19 protein-coding genes, 7 tRNA genes and 1 pseudogene are annotated in these 19,351 nt (G+C 47.3%); 1 reads left to right on the plus strand and 26 read right to left on the minus strand.

The window, feature by feature from the left end:
- Positions 1-12: 12 nt before the first annotated feature.
- The 25 genes and pseudogenes from B5F53_RS15035 to B5F53_RS15150 all read right to left on the minus strand — a co-directional run bounded on the left by B5F53_RS15035 (position 13) and on the right by B5F53_RS15150 (position 17,509).
- Entirely contained in the window at positions 13-867 is an 855-nt protein-coding gene (locus B5F53_RS15035; RefSeq protein WP_087224870.1) for a DUF4392 domain-containing protein, read from the minus strand.
- 128 nt (positions 868-995) lie between these two features.
- Complete coding sequence (gene alr / locus B5F53_RS15040; protein ID WP_087224873.1) at positions 996-2,120, minus strand: alanine racemase; 1,125 nt, start codon at positions 2,118-2,120, stop codon at positions 996-998.
- A 5-nt stretch (positions 2,121-2,125) separates the two neighbouring features.
- Positions 2,126-2,905 (minus strand): LamB/YcsF family protein, encoded by a 780-nt coding sequence (locus B5F53_RS15045; RefSeq protein WP_087224876.1) that lies wholly within the window; start codon positions 2,903-2,905, stop codon positions 2,126-2,128.
- 21 nt (positions 2,906-2,926) lie between these two features.
- A complete protein-coding gene (locus B5F53_RS15050) occupies positions 2,927-3,712 on the minus strand; it encodes a putative hydro-lyase (protein WP_087224879.1) in 786 nt (261 codons plus the stop codon).
- Positions 3,713-3,722: 10 nt separating this feature from the next.
- Entirely contained in the window at positions 3,723-4,613 is an 891-nt protein-coding gene (locus B5F53_RS15055) for a biotin-dependent carboxyltransferase family protein (protein ID WP_087224882.1), read from the minus strand.
- The gene (gene pxpB / locus B5F53_RS15060; RefSeq protein WP_242970341.1) at positions 4,604-5,344 is read right to left on the minus strand and encodes a 5-oxoprolinase subunit PxpB; all 741 of its coding nucleotides are present in this window, start codon (positions 5,342-5,344) and stop codon (positions 4,604-4,606) included. Before pxpB ends, B5F53_RS15055 begins: the two co-directional genes overlap by 10 nt.
- A gap of 24 nt (positions 5,345-5,368) precedes the next feature.
- The gene (locus B5F53_RS15065) at positions 5,369-6,211 is read right to left on the minus strand and encodes an aminotransferase class IV (RefSeq protein ID WP_087224885.1); all 843 of its coding nucleotides are present in this window, start codon (positions 6,209-6,211) and stop codon (positions 5,369-5,371) included.
- A 219-nt stretch (positions 6,212-6,430) separates the two neighbouring features.
- Positions 6,431-9,091 carry an ABC transporter permease gene (locus B5F53_RS15070; protein ID WP_087224888.1) on the minus strand — a complete coding sequence of 887 codons (2,661 nt, stop codon included), beginning with the start codon at positions 9,089-9,091 and terminating at the stop codon, positions 6,431-6,433.
- Entirely contained in the window at positions 9,088-9,774 is a 687-nt protein-coding gene (locus B5F53_RS15075) for an ABC transporter ATP-binding protein (protein WP_087224891.1), read from the minus strand. Before B5F53_RS15075 ends, B5F53_RS15070 begins: the two co-directional genes overlap by 4 nt.
- 80 nt (positions 9,775-9,854) lie before the next feature.
- Positions 9,855-10,784 (minus strand): sensor histidine kinase, encoded by a 930-nt coding sequence (locus B5F53_RS15080; protein WP_087224894.1) that lies wholly within the window; start codon positions 10,782-10,784, stop codon positions 9,855-9,857.
- Positions 10,777-11,454: a response regulator transcription factor gene (locus B5F53_RS15085; protein ID WP_087224898.1), complete on the minus strand. Its 678-nt coding sequence runs from the start codon at positions 11,452-11,454 to the stop codon at positions 10,777-10,779. The genes B5F53_RS15080 and B5F53_RS15085 overlap by 8 nt, the downstream gene beginning before the upstream one ends.
- Before the next feature lie 119 nt (positions 11,455-11,573).
- Positions 11,574-11,654 (minus strand) — tRNA-Leu (locus B5F53_RS15090).
- A 38-nt stretch (positions 11,655-11,692) separates the two neighbouring features.
- Positions 11,693-11,765 (minus strand) — tRNA-Lys (locus B5F53_RS15095).
- A gap of 8 nt (positions 11,766-11,773) precedes the next feature.
- Positions 11,774-11,845, minus strand: a tRNA-Gln gene (locus tag B5F53_RS15100).
- A 24-nt stretch (positions 11,846-11,869) separates the two neighbouring features.
- Positions 11,870-11,943, minus strand: a tRNA-His gene (locus B5F53_RS15105).
- 5 nt (positions 11,944-11,948) lie between these two features.
- Positions 11,949-12,022 (minus strand) — tRNA-Arg (locus tag B5F53_RS15110).
- A gap of 5 nt (positions 12,023-12,027) precedes the next feature.
- A tRNA-Gly gene (locus tag B5F53_RS15115) sits at positions 12,028-12,098 on the minus strand.
- Between the two features lie 34 nt (positions 12,099-12,132).
- Positions 12,133-12,207 (minus strand) — tRNA-Pro (locus tag B5F53_RS15120).
- Positions 12,208-12,278: 71 nt separating this feature from the next.
- On the minus strand, positions 12,279-12,785 hold the full coding sequence (locus B5F53_RS15125; protein WP_087224901.1) for a metallophosphoesterase family protein: 507 nt from the start codon (positions 12,783-12,785) through the stop codon (positions 12,279-12,281).
- A complete protein-coding gene (locus B5F53_RS20870; protein WP_275532209.1) occupies positions 12,782-13,366 on the minus strand; it encodes an XTP/dITP diphosphatase in 585 nt (194 codons plus the stop codon). Before B5F53_RS20870 ends, B5F53_RS15125 begins: the two co-directional genes overlap by 4 nt.
- Before the next feature lie 189 nt (positions 13,367-13,555).
- A pseudogene (locus B5F53_RS20730) lies at positions 13,556-15,043 on the minus strand (carbon starvation CstA family protein); the annotation flags it as partial.
- Between the two features lie 30 nt (positions 15,044-15,073).
- Positions 15,074-16,237, minus strand: coding sequence for a THUMP domain-containing class I SAM-dependent RNA methyltransferase (locus B5F53_RS15135; RefSeq protein WP_087224907.1), 1,164 nt, complete (start codon positions 16,235-16,237; stop codon positions 15,074-15,076).
- A gap of 16 nt (positions 16,238-16,253) precedes the next feature.
- Positions 16,254-16,796, minus strand: coding sequence for a phosphodiesterase (yfcE, locus tag B5F53_RS15140; protein ID WP_087224910.1), 543 nt, complete (start codon positions 16,794-16,796; stop codon positions 16,254-16,256).
- 78 nt (positions 16,797-16,874) lie between these two features.
- Positions 16,875-17,186: a rhodanese-like domain-containing protein gene (locus B5F53_RS15145; protein WP_087224913.1), complete on the minus strand. Its 312-nt coding sequence runs from the start codon at positions 17,184-17,186 to the stop codon at positions 16,875-16,877.
- A 104-nt stretch (positions 17,187-17,290) separates the two neighbouring features.
- On the minus strand, positions 17,291-17,509 hold the full coding sequence (locus B5F53_RS15150) for a hypothetical protein (RefSeq protein ID WP_087224915.1): 219 nt from the start codon (positions 17,507-17,509) through the stop codon (positions 17,291-17,293).
- A gap of 303 nt (positions 17,510-17,812) precedes the next feature.
- Between B5F53_RS15150 and B5F53_RS15155 the strand changes: the two genes are divergently transcribed.
- Positions 17,813-19,162 (plus strand): CapA family protein, encoded by a 1,350-nt coding sequence (locus B5F53_RS15155; RefSeq protein WP_087224920.1) that lies wholly within the window; start codon positions 17,813-17,815, stop codon positions 19,160-19,162.
- Positions 19,163-19,276: 114 nt separating this feature from the next.
- On the opposite strand, the gene B5F53_RS20990 is transcribed toward B5F53_RS15155, so the two are convergent.
- On the minus strand, positions 19,277-19,351 hold a 75-nt coding region (locus B5F53_RS20990; protein WP_140398249.1), incomplete at its 5' end, for a formate--tetrahydrofolate ligase.

Consider the following 19,351-nt stretch of genomic DNA (forward strand, 5'->3'; position numbering starts at 1 on the left):
CTCCTTTCTTCTCTATGAAGTTGCCACTACCTTATGTAAATCATTCAGGATTTCCTTTTCCACTTCCAGGGAAAAGCCGTCTACACTGAGAACCTGCTCTTTGGTTACGCCGTCTACGCTGCCCATTTTCACAATCTCTTTCAGATACGCTTTTACTTCCTCATAGCTGGGAAGTACGGGAACATTCTCCATCATCTGCATATAGGCGGTCATAGCATAAGCGCCCCAATTGGATACGGTGGCAATAATTAAATCATCCACCTCCACTTCACAGGGAACCAGGGATAATTTTCCGGCGATAATCTCTTTCAGATTTCCCATCCCGATTTCATTTCCTCCGTCCCCGATGCCAAAGGTAGGAATCTCTCTGTCCATGGCCAGTTCAAATAAACGATCCACCCTTGCTGTCTCTTTCTTAATGCTGATTCCTCTCATATTGGCATAATCATTTTCCACATTATGTCCGCATCGTTCAATGGAAATCAGGCACACCGGCTGATATTTTTCTAACAGTTCTTCATAATCCCGGCTTCCTGCATGAAGCTCCATATATTCCACGTTTAAGTTCTCAATCTCGAAAAATCCTCTGCAGTACTGATCCGTTACAATCGTAGGCTGAAAACCCAGCTTATCCAGCGCTTTTGCCACTGCCATAGTTCCCACAGGCCCGTCGGTTTCCGCATGTCCTGCAACATAAAATCCGGTAGTCAGCAACACATTTCCTTTTTCCAGTGAAAGAAGTCTCTCTACTGCTTTTTTGCAGTAATCTTCTTCCATATATTCACGCAGGATATTCATACCACGATTTGAATGACGAAGTACCACGTCCTCCACGGTTTCCTCCATTGGTCTGGTTCCTGTCTCCATCTTTCCCCACACTCCTTTATTTGTGCGGACAAGACGCCTGCGCGGTCTGAAACTGCATGACGGGATTATTATAATCCATCCCTGCCCATTTTTCAAGGCGGCGCCGGCTTTTGTCCTTAATTTCTCTGTTATTTCAGATAATTACGAATTACTCTCTTGTTAATATCGCATACAAATTCATAGTTAAAGCTGTAGCTCATAGCTGCCAGCTCTTCTACCGGAATCACTTCGTCTCCGTCCCGTCCCACCAGGGTCACTTCATCTTCCACCTGGACATTTTCCACATCAGTTACATCAATCATGACCTGATCCATGCACACGCGGCCGATAATGGGAACGGATTTTCCGTGAATGAGCATCCTTCCTTTATTGGACAGGGAACGTGGATACCCGTCGGCATATCCCACCAGCACGGTAGCAATTTTCATATTTTCCCTGGTGATAAACGTGGCTCCGTAGCTGACACCCAGTCCGGCTTTCACTGTTTTCACATGAGCCACATGGGATTTCCAGGTAAGGGCCGGCTGCAGATCCAGAGCTGTTTTATCAACTTCTTCAGAAGGATAAAGTCCATAGGTAATAATGCCGGAGCGCACCATCTGGTACCGATGGTGATCAAACTCCATAATTCCCGCGCTGTTGCAGAGGTGTTTTATGGGAATCTCCACTCCTGCCTCTTCCAGACGATCCAGGAAACTGTCATATTTTTCCATCTGCATGTTGGCATAGGTTTTATCTTTTTCATCAGCGCAGGAAAAATGGGAGAAAATTCCTTCCACTTCCAGCCAGGGAAGTTCTTTGATCTTTTGGATTTCTCCAATGCTTTCTTCCTCAGTCTGGAATCCGATGCGGGTCATCCCGGTATCCAGGGCAATATGAACGACCGCCTTCTTCTGCTGTTTCTGCGCTTCTTCGTTTAAAGCGCAGGCGGCCTGATAGCTGTAAATGGTCTGTGTGATTCCGTAGGAAACCACATTTTTATACTGTTCTTTCAGGGTATATCCCAGAATCAGAATAGGAAGCTGCAGACCGCTTTTTCTTAATTCCACAGCTTCTTCAATGGTTGCTACCCCGAAGTAATCCACCTGATTTTCCAGGTATTTTCCCACCTGCACGGCTCCATGTCCGTAGGCATCTGCTTTAATTACGGCCATTACCTTTACACCTTCAGGGATTTTCCCTTTTACCTGGTCAATGTTGTGGCCGATGGCTCTTAAATCAATATCCGCATAACATCTCTGATTGGTTCTCATGGTATTTATTCCCTTCCTCTGCTGATTTCTCCCAGGGATCGTATCTGAATTCCTTCTTCTTCCAGCGCTTTATGGATCTTTTTCACAAAGGCCAGCGCCTTGGGGCCGTCTCCGTGAACACATACGGAATCTGCCTGAACTTCAATCTCTTTCCCGGTAATGGCCGTTACTTTCCCTTCTTTAATCATTTTTATTACCCGGGCCACTGCCTCTTCTTCATCGGTAATCATAGAACCGGCTTTCGACCTGGCCACCAGGGTTCCGTCCTCTTCATAAGCCCGGTCGGCAAAGACTTCATTTGCCACTTTCAGCCCCAGCTTCCGGGCTTCTTTTAACATCTGACTTCCCGGCTGTCCCAGAAGCACAAGGGCGGGATCCACTTCATAAATCCCCTGGCAGATGGCTCTGGCCAGTTCCGGATCTTTGGCCGCCATATTGTACATGGCTCCATGGGGTTTGACATGCTGCAGTTTCATCCCCTCCGCCCGAAGAAATGCTTCCAGGGCTCCAATCTGATACTTCACCATTGCCTTTGCCTCTGCAAAGGATACCTGCATATTTCTTCTTCCGAAGCCAACCAGATCCGGGAATCCCGGATGGGCTCCCACACAGACCTGATTCTCCCTGGCTTTCTGCACCGTATGTTCCATTACCAGGGGATCCGATGCATGGAATCCGCAGGCCACATTGGCTGAAGAAATATAGGGAAGAACTTCTTCATCCATTCCGCATTTATAATTTCCAAAACTTTCTCCTAAATCACAGTTTAAATCTACGACGTACATAGGTCCCTCCATCCCGCAGGTCTAATATTTTAACTCTACATTTTTTATATCTGTAATCAGCATATGGCCCGGCGCATGGGTGATTACAAGTTCCGGCTTCACATTCATCACCACGTTCTGGGGGGTAACTCCACATGGCCAGAAGACCGGTACTTCCCCTTCTTTCATGGTGACCGGATCTCCGAAATCCGGTTTCGCAACATCGATAATCCCAATGGCCTCCGGACTTCCAATGTGTACCGGCGCGCCGTGTACCCTGGGCATTTCCCCTGTTACCAGAACCGCTTTCGGTACCTGCTCATAGGGAATGGGACGCATGGAAACTACCATATTTCCATGGAAGATTCCTGCCGGAGTACAGGGAATACTGGTTTTAAACATGGGAACGTTACAGTTTTCCTCAATATGGCGAACCGGCACACCGGCCTCCAGCAGCTCCGATTCAAAGGAGAAACTGCATCCGATTAAAAAGCTTACGAAATCCTCTCTCCAGAATTTCTCCACGTCTGTATATTCTCCTGTGAGAACTCCTTTTTCGTAAACGCGGTACCGGGGAATATCCCGGGCAATATCCACATCCTCTGCAATATAAGAAAGATTCCGGCTTCCCACGTCACTTACTTCCAGGACAGGACAGGACTTGGGATTTCTCTGGGTAAACAGTAAAAAATCATAGGCCAGATCTTTCGGTAAAATCACCAGATTGGCCTGGGCATATCCGGCGCACATACCGGAAGTGGGAGATGTAATTTCCCCCCGGCGGATTCGTCTTCTTACCTCTTTAGGCTCCATATGATAAGCATCCATTTTTCTCCTCCTAAAACTTCTGCGCTTCTTCTAATGTAATTGGGACAAATCTGACCTTTTCCCCGGGTCTTCCCTGAACCAGTCTGGGAATGTCTCTGCTGTAAACAGTTGCAACCTTGGCATATCCTCCGGTGGTCTGCCGGTCAGCCAGCAGCACAATGGGTTTTCCGCTGGGCGGAATCTGCACGGAACCAAGGGCAATTCCATCCGATACAATATCCGTTCCATTTTTGCTTTCTACGGAAGGGCCTTCCAGACGGTATCCCATCCGGTCGCTCTGTTCAGAAATGGTATACGTTTCGGAATAGAAGGCTTTCTTTCCTTTTTCTGTAAAATACTCTGCCTGGGGGCCTTCTATAACACGAATGGTGATCAGGGCCGGAAACTCTCTGGGCTCTGTCCTGCGTTCCTTTACTTCCTGATAGGTTTTGCCGCCTTTTCCAACGGGCAGTTCATCTCCTGCTGCCAGGGCTCTTCCTTCCAGGCCGCCCAGTCTGCATTTCTGGTTGGTGGAACGGCTTCCCATAACTACCGGGACGTCAAATCCTCCCGCCACAGCCAGGTAACCTCTGAGACCTGCCTTTGCAATTCCAACAGTCAGGCTGTCTCCTTTATGAATCTGTATGGGACAGTTTAAAGGAACCTGCTGCTGATTCAGTGTCAGTTCCATCTGGGCTCCGGTTACTGCCGCCACCGTATCTTCCGTAAATTCATAAGTTCCTCCGAAAACCGTCATCTCCAGCACAGCCTCTCCCTGTTCATTTCCCACCAGGTAATTGGCTTTTTCATAAGCATCCGCATCCATAACTCCGGAGGTGGAGATTCCGGATTTCTGGTAGCCATATCTGCCTGCGTCCTGCACCGTTGTCAGTGCACCCGGAATTTTCACTTTTACTGACATGGTTCCCCTCCTTCCTCCACTGCTTCAACCTGATAAGTTCCTTTTACCACCTCGCGGCGGATATCATAGTAGTCGTCAATGGAAATGGGGACGAACCGGATGTACTCTCCTGCCTGGCAGAGAATGGGATTTTCCCTGTCCGGGTCGTAGAAATCCACCGGAGTACCGCCCATCAGCCGCCAGCCTCCGGGAGACGCCAGAGGATAGACTCCTGTCTGACTGCCTCCGATTCCCACTGCGCCCGGCTGAATCTTCACCCTGGGTGTGGTCATTCTGGGCATTTCCAGTCTTTTATCCAATCCTCCCAGATAAACAAATCCGGGCAGAAATCCCAGCATATAGATTTTGTAATCCACTGAGCTGTGGATGGCAATAATTTCATCCCTGGTAAGCCCCGTATGTTTTTCCATAAAGCCTAAATCCTGACCGAATCTGGCGCCGTAACAGCAGGGAATCTTTAAGATTCTTTTCTTCTTTTGACTGCCCGCAGCTGTCAGTTCACCAAAAGCGCTGATTTTCTCCTGTAACTGTCCGAATTTAATTTCTCCCGGTTCATAATAGATCAGAAGGGAACGAAAGGTGGGCACTGTCTCCAAAACTCCCCGAATCTGACTTTCCTCCAGCTTCTTTGCAAGAACATGAACCTGATTGTTAAGGGCATCGTCGATCTCGCTGCCGAATTCCACAATCATTGCCCTGTCTCCTGCCGGCAAAAACTTCATTTTCCCCATTGAAATAACTTCCTTCCTGTCTCCTTATTCTGCTGTTGCTTCGTAGAATTCCTCTAACAAGGCTTTTCGTATTTTCTCCATCAGTTCCGGCTGCTTTCCGCCCACCGGTTTTCCGTCTACTTCACAGGCGTGAAGACAGAGATTGCTGGAGCTGGTAACGATAACCTCTTCTGCATTCATAAGCTCATCCAGTGTGTATGGCGTTTCACTTACTGGAATCTCCAGCTTCTTGCACATACGAATCAGATGGGCTCTGGCGATACCCGGCAGAATCAGGTTATCTGTGGGAGCTGTATACAGCATTCCGTCCTTAATAATATGCACGTTGCTGTGGGCACACTCGGTAACTCTGCCGCCGGCTCTGTAGAATACCGTTTCCTGACATCCCTTTTCTTTGGCTTTCTGCGCTGCCATTACGGAAGGAATCAGATTCAGTGTCTTAATATTACAGTGGAAAAAGCGGGTGTCTTCTGCAGTAGTCAGTTTGATGGGGGTTGTTCCGTCTGAAATTTCCGCAGGTTTTAACATAATCCACAGATTTCCCGGTCCTTCTGTAAATTCATGATTACGGATTCCGGTTCCTCTGGTCACCTGATAATACACGAATAAATTTCCGGTATCCATCTTGTTAACCATTTCCTGAAGAAGCTCTTTTAATTCTGCTTTGGTAACAGGCATTTTAATCTTCAGCAGCCCTGCGCTGTTAAAGAAACGGTCAATGTGTTCGTCAATTGCAAAAATTTTATAATTTCTGGCAGGGCCGGCATCGTAAACACCATCTCCGAACCAGTGTACCCGGTCGTTCATGGGAATGCTCATTTCATCCAGTTCCCCGTATTTTCCATTATAATACCCTAATGTTTTCATAACTCTCTTCCTCCGTTTGCTTTTTTGTTCTCCTGTCATACAGAAAGCCAAAACATACAAAGGTATCGCTCTTTCGACTCCCTTGTCGTTTTGGCTTTTGATATTTTTATTTTATCCACTTCGCATTTTTTTGTCAATAACCTGATGGACTTTCATACTTTTTAGGAAGGCTTGCGCTATTTTTCGTTATTTTTGCGAATAATCGAAATATATCCAAAATCATTCCGTTTCCCGTAACCGCTCTACAATGGTAGTGGCGGCCACTGAGCGGTAGATTGCCAGCGGAACCAGGATTCCCAGAAGGATGAAAATCGGCAGCAGCAGCAAAATCGGCAATACAGTAAAATGATAGGTAAAGAACCAGAAGATAGTTCCGGCTGCCATACCGGCCATCGGCCCCAGAACAACCGCCAGCGCCAGAGACAGGACGCAGGCAGTCAGTGAATAACTTAATCCCTCATACATCAGCATGGTTTTCAGTTGTTTTCCTGTCATACCGACGGACTGCAGCATAGCGAATTCCCGTTTCCTGGTAATGATTCCCGTCAGGATCGCATTGAAGAAGTTCAGTACCCCTACCAGTCCTATAATGAAGCTCAGCGCTCCTCCCAGAAGAAGGAACATGGAACGCATACTTTCAAATTCTGCCACATAGGTCTCTCTGCTCTCGTAGTCAAACTGAGGATTCTGATTTTCTGTGTACCCGGCAAGAAAAGATTCCATTTCAGAATTGGATTCTTCCGTGGTATCAAAGGCATAATACATGACCGCATCTGTGCCGGTGTCCTGAAGAAAGGTCTGATCATTCAGGATAAACTCATCCCGGCCGTAATAGCGATAACTGAGAGAGGCTGGTACCGTTACCAGTGCGGCAACCGTATAGTTCACATCTTTATAAACCTTGGCCCGTGCGGAATAGGAAGGTACCGTATCCAGGTCAATTTCTTCCGGGTACACCTCTCCGGTTGTGGGATTAAAGTACTCATATTCCTCCACATACCGCAAAGTAACCGTATCCCCTACTTTCGCCCAGTGACTGTTCCTGTGGGGTTCTCCATAATCATCTTCCGAAAGAACAGCGGCAAGATACCTGCTGCCGGGTTCTTCCACTTTAGAGAGATCTCCTTCCACAACTTTCAGTTTTTCCAGAACGAAAGGCTCCATTCCATAAAGCTGAGCGCTTTCCGCCAGAAGGCCGTCCTCTGACTTTTCCATCCAACGGATATTATTATCTATCTCTTCCTCGCCAAGCCACATACGGTTGGCCTGACGGTAGTAGTCCTCCGTAATAAATTCCTGTACCGGGGAAGTTTTTCCATACACTTTTCCGCCCTCTGTGATTCCTCCCTTGGCCTTCACTTCCTCAATCACTTCCCGGGGCAGAGCCGTATCGGTGCCAAAATCCCCGCCCGTCTGAAAATATGCGGCATCCGCCAGGATGAAATCAGCGACTGCCTTGTCCTGCAGGTATTTATCCATGTCAAATCCACCGGTAAACGTAACGGTAAGATTTAACAGAACCACTGCCAGAGACAGGGAAATGACAGTGACTGCTGTTTTTCCCCGGCTGCGGCCCAGATTTGCCCGTGCCATGGAAACCAGGGACAGGGCCTGGGACGACTTTCTGGCTTTTTGTTTTATGTTTTTTCCTTCTGTATAGCGCACGGCCTCCACCGGGGAAACCTTTGCCGCCAGTCTGCCCGGCCGGCGGCAGGACAACAGGACTGTCAGCACGGAAAACACAGCCGCGCCGATAAAAATCACAGGATTTAAAGAAACAACACTGACGATTCCGTCAAGCTGCGAGATGATGTAAGGAGTTAAAACACTCCCCACCAGCCATCCCCCCAGAAGTCCCAGCGGAATGCCAAACAGACTAAGCAGCAGCGCCTGATAACGAATCAGCCGTTTTAACTGCCGGGGCGTTGTACCGATGGTCTTCAGCAGTCCATAGAACCGAATATCATTGGCCACTGAAATCTGGAACACATTATAAATAATCAGGTATCCGGTAAGAATAATCAGCAGCAGAATACAGACAACTGTCAGCACCGTAAGAGGATCCATATTTTCTACAAACTGCGCCCCGCTGTATCCCCAGTTTACACCTGTGGAAATGTAATTGTCCCCTTCGGTACGGCTTGTATCCTGGTAGTTGTGATTTGCCAGTACCTGCTGTACATCACGCTCAATATGCAGAGAATTTCTGAACATTACATCCAGATTCCAGCTTCCCGTCATGCCGTCTTTTGCCTGTCCGGGAATAAGGCCCGTTTCCTCAAAGATGGCCTCTGCCCGGCTCAGGGGGATTAAAACATGGTTTGCCACAATGGCTTCATCGTATTCCCACCAGCCGCTCAGGGTAAAGGTCTGGGTGGTTGTCTCTCCGTCCACCGGAAAGGTCAGGGTAAATTCGGTTCCCAGTTTGGGAGTTACTCCCAGCAACTCCAGGATCCTTGTATCTGTGGCGGCTTCGTTAGTTCCTTCTTCCGGCAGGCGTCCCTGAATGGGATCGCAGTACATCCAATGAGCCTGTGTGGGATCGGAATATCCCACTTCCACATGAGATTTGTTAAAAGGCTCCTCAGAAGGCATACCCACGAACCGGCGCATCCCCCATTCCCGAATCAGCGGGTCTGCTTTCAGCTCTTCAAACTGATCTTCCGTCAGATATTTAAAACTTGCATGGCTCCAGCCTCCGCACTGGCGGAAATTAGACTGCTGAAGTCCGTCATTGATAGAAAGAACGATGGTAAACAGGGACGTAAACAGCAGTGTGGTCAAAGCGATAGCAAAGACCGCAATCAGATTTCTGATTTTTGCCGCTTTCAGCTGCCTGAAGCTTATCTTTCGGATACAGCGCTTATTTTTTACTTTCATATCTGCCCTCCCTGCTGATGCTCCACAATCTTGCCGTCCTCAATGCGGATGATCCTGTCTGCAAGCTGGGCGATCTCTTCATTGTGGGTAATCATTACAATGGTCTGGGTATATTTCTGACTGGTGACTTTCAAAAGTCCCAATACATCCTGGCTGGTCCTGGAATCCAGATTTCCGGTGGGCTCGTCTGCAAGGATAATGGCCGGTTTGCTGGCCAGCGCCCGGGCTATGGCCACTCTCTGCTGCTGTCCGCCGGAAAGATTGTTGGGAAGGTTTTCCAGTTTGCTTCCAAGCCCCAGCGTCTCAACAATACTGTCAATGTAAGATGCATCCGGCGTATGCCCGTCAAGCTGGATGGGAAGGACGATGTTTTCATAGACATTCAGAACAGGAACCAGATTGTAATTCTGGAACACAAAGCCGATTTTCCGCCGCCGGAAAATCGTCAGAGCTTCGTCTTTTAATGAGAAGATTTTCTTCCCGTCCACAGTAACGCTTCCCGACGTAGGCCGATCCAGCCCGCCCAGCATATGCAGCAGGGTGGATTTACCGGAACCGGAAGTTCCCACAACCGCTACGAATTCACCTTTTTCCACGGAAAAGTTCACGCCGTCCAATGCGTGCACCGCATTCTCGCCGGAACCATACACCTTTTTCAGATCCTCTGCCTGTAAAATATTCATACGTTAATACCTCCTGTTACGTAATTTCTTACATACAGATTATCTCACATAATTCTTTCCACAATCTTTCAGGAAGCTTCTCAATTCTGACAGTTTTGTAAGAATCCCTCCTGCCTCGGCAAAAACACGGAGAATGAGGAACCTTTCCCAGGCTGCGAAGCCACCTTCATATAGCCGCCCTGACCGGAAATGATTTCCCGGGCCAGATAGAGGCCGATTCCCACGCCCTCTTCTTCCCGCACCGTTTCCGACCGGTAAAACCGGGAGAAAATTTTCGGCTGCTCACCCTCCTCAATTCCAATCCCTGTGTCTGTCACATCTATTCTTACAAACATCTCATACTCTGAAACAGTAATGGTCACACTTCCATCCTGCGTATATTTCAGCCCATTGTCCACCAGGTTTCCCAGAGCCTCCATTGTCCATTTTGGATCAAAACAGGCCGAACTGCGGGTACCGGAAATCCGTAATTCCAGTCCCTTTTGCGCCGCCTTGGATCCGTACTGAGCGAAAATATTATCAAGCACAGGCTGCAGAGGTCCCTGCTTCGGAGCCAGCCTTAAAATGCCGTTTTCCAGTCTGGAGAGCTTTACTAAAGAATCAATAAGAAACTGCAGTTTTTTTGTCTGCTGCTGCAGTGTTCCCACATACCCCCGCATCTTTCGGGACATTTCCTCCTCTGCAAGCAGCTCGCTGTACAACAAAAGATTTGCAATGGGGGTTTTGGTCTGATGGGAAATATCTGCAATCAAAGTTTTGATTTTGTCCTTCTCCGCAGCTACATTCTGAACGGAAGTAACCGAAGAAGAAAGATAATGTGCAAATTTTGTTTCCAGAGCCGATAACCGTGTTTCATCAAAATCTGTTTCTGAATAATCGCCTTCAGCTGCTGCCTCCAGCATCTGTTCAATGGTGTCCATTGTCTTTTTTGTCCGATAATAATTTACAAAAACCACTGCCGCAGTAAGCAAAACGCATCCCGGCGCCAATAGAAAAATCCAGTTATTCATGTTCTTTCACCCATATATAGCCAATTCCATAGACTGTCTGAATATCCTCCTGAGCTCCCAGCTTGTCCCGAAGCCGTTTGACAGTCACAGAAAGAGCATTTTCATCCACATACTCCGCACCGTCTGTCCAGATCCGGTCAATCAGGGCAGTGCGGCTCATGGCCCGTCCCCGGTTTTCCACCAAAAGCCGCAAAAGTTTCTGTTCTGTTTTACTTAGTTCAACAGCCCGACTGTCCGCCCAAAACTGCATCTTCTCAAAATCAAACACATAACGGCCGTTTTTCCAGGGTCCTGGCCTCCCGTCCCTTCCGTGTTTCCGCAGCTGGGTATTGACTCTGGCCCGTAAGACCGCCAGGGAAAAGGGCTTGGTAATGTAGTCATCCGCCCCCTGTTCCAGTCCGGCTACAATGTCCATATCCGTATCATTTGCCGTAAGCAGGATAACCGGAAGCATTGGGTCGGCAGTTTTCAGTTCCTGCAGGAAATCCAGACCGTTTCCGTCCGGCAGATTAATATCCAGCAGCACCAGAGATACTTTGCCGCACAATAGCTGCTCCCGTGCCGTCTTCAGGTTCAGGCAGGAAAATACCTGCCGCTCCCCGGATTTCAACGCTCTGCACAATCCCTGGTTTAACCCCGTATCATCTTCTATAATTAAAATCTGATCCATAAAAATCTCCCGTCCTTTCCGTCTTCTATCTGTGATTTCAGCAGATTTGGGGGAATCGAAAAATCCCGGAGGATGCCGCCTCCGGGATTTTGGCTGACTTATAGAAGTCACTTTCAGTCTGCGGATAACAGGACTTGAACCTGCACGTCATGGACACCAGAACCTAAATCTGGCGCGTCTGCCAATTCCGCCATATCCGCATGTAAAAATAGCGGAAACCTTATAAGATTTCCGCTAATGAAGCATCGGGGATTCGAACCCCGGACAACTTGATTAAAAGTCAAGTGCTCTACCAACTGAGCTAATGCTCCATATATAACTGGGCTAGCTGGATTCGAACCAGCGAATGCAGCAGTCAAAGTGCTGTGCCTTACCGCTTGGCGATAGCCCACTGTCTTTTCGCCCTACGGCTAAGGGTGGATAGAGGGACTCGAACCCTCGACCTCCAGAGCCACAATCTGGCGCCCTAACCAACTAGGCCATACCCACCATAACGTGCCTGGAGGGATTCGAACCCCCGACCCACGGCTTAGAAGGCCGTTGCTCTATCCAGCTGAGCTACAGACACACGCAAGCGGGTGATGGGAATCGAACCCACGTATCCAGCTTGGAAGGCTGGTGTTCTACCATTGAACTACACCCGCAAGTCAGCACTGCTATACAAATCCTGCACAGCAATCGGGGTGACAGGATTCGAACCTGCGGCCTCCTGGTCCCAAACCAGGCGCTCTAGCCAAGCTGAGCCACACCCCGATGACTTTTCAATTTTCCGTCTTGCGTCACTACTCACGTTTGACGCAAGACATATTATATTATAGGAAATCTCAATTGTCAACAGTTTTTTTATTTTTATTTAAATACCGGATTTCAAAGGAAAAGTTGCCTGCTTTATCCGTATTCAGCACCATATAACTGGGCTTTCTTCCTGCCTGGCGGGGATAAGAAAGACTTCCCGGATTTATCAAAGTGGTTCCCCGTTTCTCATACACAAGAGGTTTGTGGGTGTGGCCAAACATCACTATTTCCATATCCCGATCCCGGGCTTCCTCTAAGATTCGCCCCAAATCCAGAGAAACGCCGTAATAATGGCCGTGTGTCACTAAGACACGTTTCCCGCAAAGGGTAATCTCTTCCTCCCTTGGAAGTTCAGAAAAGAAATCATTATTTCCGGATACCAGACAAACCGGACATTCCGCCAGGGCCTCTATGTAATCCTCCCGCCCCTCAATATCTCCGCAGTGAATGAAAAAATCCACAGGCTTTTCATATTCCATTACTTTTTCCAGATTTTCATCTCTTCCATGAGTATCACTGACAATTAATACTTTCATACTAACTCCTTCTTAATCGCCCTTAAGGCTTTCCCTCTGTGACTGATTTCATTCTTTTCCTCTCTGGAAAGCTCAGCAGAAGTGCAGCCGTACTCCGGAAGATAAAAGATGGGATCATAACCAAATCCATTCTCACCTTTTTCCTCATAGCCGATTCTTCCCTCCATAACTCCCCGGACAGTTTTAACACTCCCGTCAGGAAATGCCGCGGCAATGGCGCATACAAACCGGGCTGTACGCTTCTCATCCGGAACCTGATCCAGACGTTCAATCAGCCTGGCATTTTTAATATGATAAGAGGTATCTTCCCCCATATAGCGGGCGGAATAAATCCCCGGCTCCTTATTCAAATAGTCAATTTCCAGTCCGGAATCATCTGCAAGCACAATTTCTCCTGTCATCTGACAGATGGTCTTTGCTTTGATTTCCGCATTTTCTTCAAAGGTTTTTCCGTCCTCTACAATATCAGCCTGAATTCCCGCTTCCTTTAAAGACTGCACCTGCCAGTCCGTATCCGCCAGAATTTCACGGATCTCTTTCATTTTATCTTCGTTTCCGGTAGCAAAGATTATCTTTTTCACTTTATCCTCCCCTTTTCTCTTTTTCCTTAGTAGGGTAAGCAGACCGCACCCTGTTAACAGCAGCCCCGTAAGTCCGATGACTCCCAGAAGAATTCCCAGCACTTCCTGGGAAAGGCTCAGGTTTTCCCCCAGCCATAACGAATTTACTGTTTCTTTCAGCAAAATGCCCACAGCCCCCAGAGCCGTTATACTTAAGAATAAACCCGGAATAAGAATAAGTCCATATCTTTTTTTATGCTGCCGGAACCAGCAGGCAAAAAACCAGAAGAGAAACGCTGAGAGAATCATACTGCATATTCCGAAAATCTCCCACGCCTCTTCCACCCGCACGAAGGTAAAGGCCGCAGCTGCAGCCACAGTCAGCGCTCCGGCGATATATTTATCCTGAATCCGTCTGGGCTTTCCCTTTTTCTTTGGTTCAAAAATCTCCTGAAGCAAAGTTCTTCCCAGCCGCGCCAGCGTATCCAGACTTGTCAGAATCGCCGTGGAAACCCCCAGATGAATCACAATATGTATCAGATTCAGACCGTCAGAAGGAACTCCCATCTCCTCGAAGAAAGAATCCGCACCTGCTGTGAATAATGCAAATGGCGTCTCTGTCTTCAGATGTGCCAGATCCTGAACCGTACTTCCTGCTGTCAGAAGCACAATCACTCCCGCAAGAGCGGCTAAAAGGGCCGTTCCATACCCTACCGCTTTTCCGCTCTTTTCATTTTTCAGCTGACGCGCTGTAATCTCAGAAGAAACCAGACCATGAAAGCCGGATACAACCGGACCGGACAATAAAAACAGAAAAGGAAACGCCAGATTCCCGTCCGCCTGCCATCCGCTTACTGCAGGAATATTCATCTTCGGATCCATCCAGAAAATCCCCAGAACAGCCGCTGCCATCATGATATACAGCAGAAAGCTTCCCAGATAATTCCGGGACTGAAGCAGTGCCCAGACCGGCATCACAGAACTAAGCCAGAGAAACAGCAAAATTACAACCGTCCATACTCCCTGGCTTTGATACAAAGGGAAACAAAATCCCGCTGCAATACACAGGGCTAATATGAGCAGCCCCAGCAATGTACGGAAAAAGAGTCCTTTTTTCTTCTGATTAAAGTATCCAAAACCAATGGAGAGGGGTATCAGAAGCATAGAAGCCATAGCAACCGCTCCGTTTGCTGAACTCATAATCTCTTCTCCCGCCTCATTTATCTGAGAGCCGGTTAATGACAGCGCCCCAATCCTGGTCAGCGCTGCCATCAGCGCCACTGTTACCGCCCAGGCAAAAACCAGAAACAGCAGCCTGGTCTTTCGCCCCATGGTTTTTTCAATGGCAGGGCCTATTGCTGCTTCTTTTTCCCTTACTATAATAGAAAGAACTCCGAAATTCTGAACCGCACCCAGAAAAATACCACCGGCTAAAAACCACAGCAGGACCGGCAGCCAGCCGAAGGCTGCTCCCGCTATGGGGCCTGCAATAACCCCCAGTCCCGCAATTGCTGCAAATTGATGTCCAAATAAAACAGGACCTTTCGCCGGTACAAAATCCCAGTCATCTCTTTTCGTATATGCCGGTGTTTTTCTCTCTGATCCGGGCGTCCGCTTTTTATTCAGCCACAGCCCTAAAAGAACGTAGGCAAGAAGGTAAACAACAATGGATATTCCCAATAGTATCATACTGCTCATACGGATGTCTCCCCTTTCATTCCTGCCCTCTTATCTCTCCCCTTCAGTCATTTTTCTTCTGGGCGGTTTCGGTCCCAGAAACTGATAAAAATACGTCTTCAGCATTCCATTATAGATTTTCCTGTTTTTATCAGCCTTTCTGCCTATCTCACGCTCTGCATGTTCATAGGATGTAATCACATACATAGACCACTTGTCCAGTCGGCGGAAACTTTCCCCTATCTGCTGATAAATCTGGGGCAGCGCCTTCTTTTCTTCCAGTCTCTCTCCGTACGGAGGATTCATAATAAGAAAACCATAGGATTTGGAACTGCTTAAATCCCGGATCTCCCGTTCCTGGAAATGGATCATCTGCTCCACTCCCGCCATACGCGCATTGCTTCTGGCGGCTTTCAGAACTGCGCCGTCAATGTCGTATCCCTGAATGTCTGTTCTGCAGTCCCGTATCAGAATATCATCCGCCTCTTCCACGGCGTTATACCAGCATTTCCTGGGAATCAGATGTTTCCAGTTTTCTGATAAAAAACTGCGGTTTCTTCCCGGGGCCATATTGGCGGCCATCATCGCCGCCTCAATGGGAAATGTTCCGCTGCCGCAGAAGGGATCTACTAAAATCCGATCACTTTTCCACGGGGTCAGCATCAGAAGCGCGGCAGCCAGAGTCTCTGTAATCGGCGCCCTGGCCGTCATCTGCCGGTACCCTCTTTTATGTAAAGAAACGCCGGAAGTGTCAATTCCAATTACAGCCACATCTTTCATAAAAGCGACACGCACAGGAAAACTTTCTCCGTCTTCCGGAAACCAGTCCATATGGTAAACCGATTTCAGCCTTTCCACCATAGCTTTTTTCATAATAGACTGAATATCCGAAGGGCTAAACAGCTTCGATTTTACAGAATTGGCTTTCGTCACCCAGAATTTTCCATCTTTGGGAATATACCGTTCCCAGGGCAGTTCTCTGGTCTTTTCAAATAATTCTTCAAAAGTTTCCGCCTTTACCTCTCCCACTTTCAGAAGAATTCTCTCAGTGGTTCTCAGAAAAATATTGGCGTCTGCAATGGCCTGGGCGTCTCCCCAGAAAGTGACTTTACCGTCTTCTACTTTGCTGATTTCATATCCCAAATCCAGAATCTCTTTTTTCAGGACTGCTTCCAGTCCAAAATGACAGGGGGCTATCAGTTCCCATCTTTCCATAAATCGTCCCTTTCTCTCACACGGTAAGCTCTTTTATGATTTCCTGGTCGAATGTTTTTATTGTAAATACTCCGTTTTCCAGAATCGCATACGTAGGCGGGTTTCCTTCCTTGGGAATAGAAACAGATCCCGGGTTCAGAATTGTATAGTGTTCTTTCTTTTCTGCACGAAGCACATGGGTATGACCATGGATGAAAATATCTCCTTCTTTTAATGGCGGAAGATTTCCTTCATTATATATATGGCCATGGCTGGCATAGAAAGTCTTTCCGTCCAGCTCCAGCAGCGCATAGTCTGCCAGTACGGGGAAGTCCAGTACCATCTGATCCACTTCCGCATCGCAGTTGCCCCGTACATTATAGATGTGATCCTTTTTTTCATTAAGAAGCTGAATCACTTCTTTTGGTGCATACTCCTTCGGCAGATCGTTGCGGGGACCATGATATAAAATATCCCCCAGCAGAATTAAGCGGGACGCTCCCTCATCTTCATAAGCCTTCAGCATTTTACGGCAATAATAAGCAGAGCCGTGAATATCCGATGCAAACATATATTTCATACGTATTCTCCTCTTTCATCGTTTATAAAATGGAAGTGTTATTTCATATTTCCCTATAACACTCCCATTCTACTATTTTTAGTGCGAAATTACAAGATTTCTTCCGCGATATGCGTCAAAGCCTCCAACTACGGATCGGGTCCGGTACCCACGCTTGGCCAGTTCCTTAGCAACCATCATGCTGGAACCACCCCGGTTGCAGTAAATGATCAGGGTCTTTTCCCTGGGAAACTTCCCTTTCATATCAAAAGTTTCAAAGGGCAGATTGACCGCCCCTTTGATATGCCCCTCCTCATACTCCTCTTTCTGGCGAATATCTATAAGAAAAGCGTCCTGCCGTCCTACATAATAGTCCAGCATTTTCGCTGAAATCGTCTCCACCTGAAACATGTGCGAACTCCTTTTTTTATAGTATATTCTCCCTTTTCTCATAAGGTTCTAAAAAGGGCGCCGCAGGCCTATTGGCCGCAGCGCCCTTTCACAGGTTTTACCGATTAATATCTGGAGTCGTAGCTGTCTTCTGCATCGTAAGAATTGGAGCTCTTGTCAGATGTTTTATTGGATGCTTTATTGGATGTTTTGCTGGATGCTTTGTTTTTGGAGCTGTATCTTCCGCAGTCCTTTCCCATGTCCTGGCTGTTCATGCCGTTTTTACTTTCGTTATTTGTACCATTTTTATAGTTTTTGCTTTCATTTTCATAATTTTTTGCCATTGAATCTTCCTCCTAGTACATTGTTTTTTTATTACAATTGTTATTGTTCCAAAAACCTGACGGATTATTCGAGAAATGATATTGCTTTTTTTTCCAATTTATATTATAATCACCTTGTAAAAAAAATTTACCCTTCAAAAGTTTTTTTTACATTTATAACCCCTTATTTAATTATTTATACTCCCCTCGAAGGCCCCGGTAGCTCCCCTACCGGGGTCTTCTCTTTTTGTATGATTTCCCTTTTCTCTTTCGACAAAATTTGCTATACTTTTCTTAATGTTAGTATACTTGGGGGGAATAATTATGAAGCTAACACTTTCTAATATCCGGGAGAAAATTTCCGGAGTTCACTTTTTCAGACATAAGCCCAGTCTCAGCTTTATCAGCTCCGTTCTGGTTCTGGCCATTCTCTGTATCGGCATTCATAAACTTGACACCTTTCTGGACCGGAAATCCCCGCCGCCAAAATCAGCGGAAACTGCAGAAACTGCCGCTGCGCCAAAGGAAGATTCTTCCACTAAAGTAACTACGGCAAATATCGTAGCCGTGGGAGATAACCTGTTCCATACCTCTCTGTATGAATCCGGCATGAACGACTCCGGCGTCTGGAATTATGATCATGTCTATGAACATATGACGTCTTATATACAGGAAGCGGATTTGGCTTTTATTGACCAGGAGACGGTACTGACCCCGGATCATGATGCTGTAAGCTCCTATCCTTCTTTCGCCACTCCTCAGGAAGTAGGCGACGCTGTGGTAAAGGCAGGCTTCGATGTCATCGAGACTGCCACAAACCATGTGGATGATTTCGGGCTGGATCTGACAAAAGAACAACTGGACTACTGGAAGAACAATCATCCGGAGGTGACGGTAATCGGAACCAATGCCACCGAAGAAGAGCGGGATGTGATTAAAACGGTAACCGTAAACGACATTACCCTCGGTCTTCTGGACTATACCTATGGCACCAATAACTGTCTGGCTACCGGCGAAGACGCCTACGTGATTAATACGTTTAATAAAGAACAGGTAGCGGCTGATGTTAAAAAAGCCAAAGAAATCAGTGACTGTGTGATTTTTGTTGCTCACTGGGGAGATGAGGAAGACCCCATGCCCAGCGAGTACGAAAAGCAATGGGCCACTTATCTGATGCAGCAGGGCGTGGATATTTGTATTGGAGGACACCCTCATATTCTGCAGCCTTACGGTACGATGTCTGATGCCTCCGGAAATAAGATGCTGATTTTCTATTCCCTTGGCAACTTTGCTTCTACCCAGCAGGATATAACCGGACTGCTGGGCGGTATGGCCAGATTCACCCTCCAAAAGACTGTTACGCCTCAGGGAAGTTCTGTGGAAGTTCTCTCTCCCACAGTGGAGCCCCTGGTCATGCATTACAACCACGACGCCAATGTTTATGCCCCCTATCTCTTAAAAGACTATAACAACGATCTGGCTGCTGAGCACAGCATGCATCTGGTTCGTACGGACGAATTCACAGTGGAAAGTCTGTATCGCCTGTATGATGAGATCATGTCTCTGGAAGTGGAGCCTTCTTCCGGCACCGACCTTCTGGACGTCCATTTTGATCCTTATCTGAATATGGTGGATGATCAGGGGAATATCGTGAAAGCGTCCGGGAATGAATAAAGATTCCGGCGCAGACTTTATAGTGTCTGCAAAAATGAGCTTCAAAAAGGGATGCCTCAAAAACTGAGACATCCCTTTTATGTGCATCATGAGAAGGTTTATCAATTTTATCATTTAGAACAGTCCGGTAATCTTTCCGGTTTCGTCTACATCGATCTTTTCTGCAGCCGGTACTTTCGGCAGTCCCGG

Origin of the sequence: Blautia sp. An249 (assembly GCF_002159835.1) — a bacterium.
GTDB lineage: Bacteria > Bacillota > Clostridia > Lachnospirales > Lachnospiraceae > Blautia_A > Blautia_A avistercoris.

Excerpts from the sequence above, each read along its gene's own strand:
- B5F53_RS15035 (WP_087224870.1), bottom strand. The coding sequence starts at position 867 with ATGGAGACAGGAACCAGACCAATGGAGGAAACCGTGGAGGACGTGGTA.
- alr (WP_087224873.1), bottom strand. The coding sequence starts at position 2,120 with ATGAGAACCAATCAGAGATGTTATGCGGATATTGATTTAAGAGCCATC.
- B5F53_RS15045 (WP_087224876.1), bottom strand. The coding sequence starts at position 2,905 with ATGTACGTCGTAGATTTAAACTGTGATTTAGGAGAAAGTTTTGGAAAT.
- B5F53_RS15050 (WP_087224879.1), bottom strand. The coding sequence starts at position 3,712 with ATGGATGCTTATCATATGGAGCCTAAAGAGGTAAGAAGACGAATCCGC.
- B5F53_RS15055 (WP_087224882.1), bottom strand. The coding sequence starts at position 4,613 with ATGTCAGTAAAAGTGAAAATTCCGGGTGCACTGACAACGGTGCAGGAC.
- pxpB (WP_242970341.1), bottom strand. The coding sequence starts at position 5,344 with ATGGGGAAAATGAAGTTTTTGCCGGCAGGAGACAGGGCAATGATTGTG.
- B5F53_RS15065 (WP_087224885.1), bottom strand. The coding sequence starts at position 6,211 with ATGAAAACATTAGGGTATTATAATGGAAAATACGGGGAACTGGATGAA.
- B5F53_RS15070 (WP_087224888.1), bottom strand. The coding sequence starts at position 9,091 with ATGAAAGTAAAAAATAAGCGCTGTATCCGAAAGATAAGCTTCAGGCAG.
- B5F53_RS15075 (WP_087224891.1), bottom strand. The coding sequence starts at position 9,774 with ATGAATATTTTACAGGCAGAGGATCTGAAAAAGGTGTATGGTTCCGGC.
- B5F53_RS15080 (WP_087224894.1), bottom strand. The coding sequence starts at position 10,784 with ATGAATAACTGGATTTTTCTATTGGCGCCGGGATGCGTTTTGCTTACT.
- B5F53_RS15085 (WP_087224898.1), bottom strand. The coding sequence starts at position 11,454 with ATGGATCAGATTTTAATTATAGAAGATGATACGGGGTTAAACCAGGGA.
- B5F53_RS15125 (WP_087224901.1), bottom strand. The coding sequence starts at position 12,785 with ATGAAAGTATTAATTGTCAGTGATACTCATGGAAGAGATGAAAATCTG.
- B5F53_RS15135 (WP_087224907.1), bottom strand. The coding sequence starts at position 16,237 with ATGGAAAGATGGGAACTGATAGCCCCCTGTCATTTTGGACTGGAAGCA.
- yfcE (WP_087224910.1), bottom strand. The coding sequence starts at position 16,796 with ATGAAATATATGTTTGCATCGGATATTCACGGCTCTGCTTATTATTGC.
- B5F53_RS15145 (WP_087224913.1), bottom strand. The coding sequence starts at position 17,186 with ATGTTTCAGGTGGAGACGATTTCAGCGAAAATGCTGGACTATTATGTA.
- B5F53_RS15150 (WP_087224915.1), bottom strand. The coding sequence starts at position 17,509 with ATGGCAAAAAATTATGAAAATGAAAGCAAAAACTATAAAAATGGTACA.
- B5F53_RS15155 (WP_087224920.1), top strand. The coding sequence starts at position 17,813 with ATGAAGCTAACACTTTCTAATATCCGGGAGAAAATTTCCGGAGTTCAC.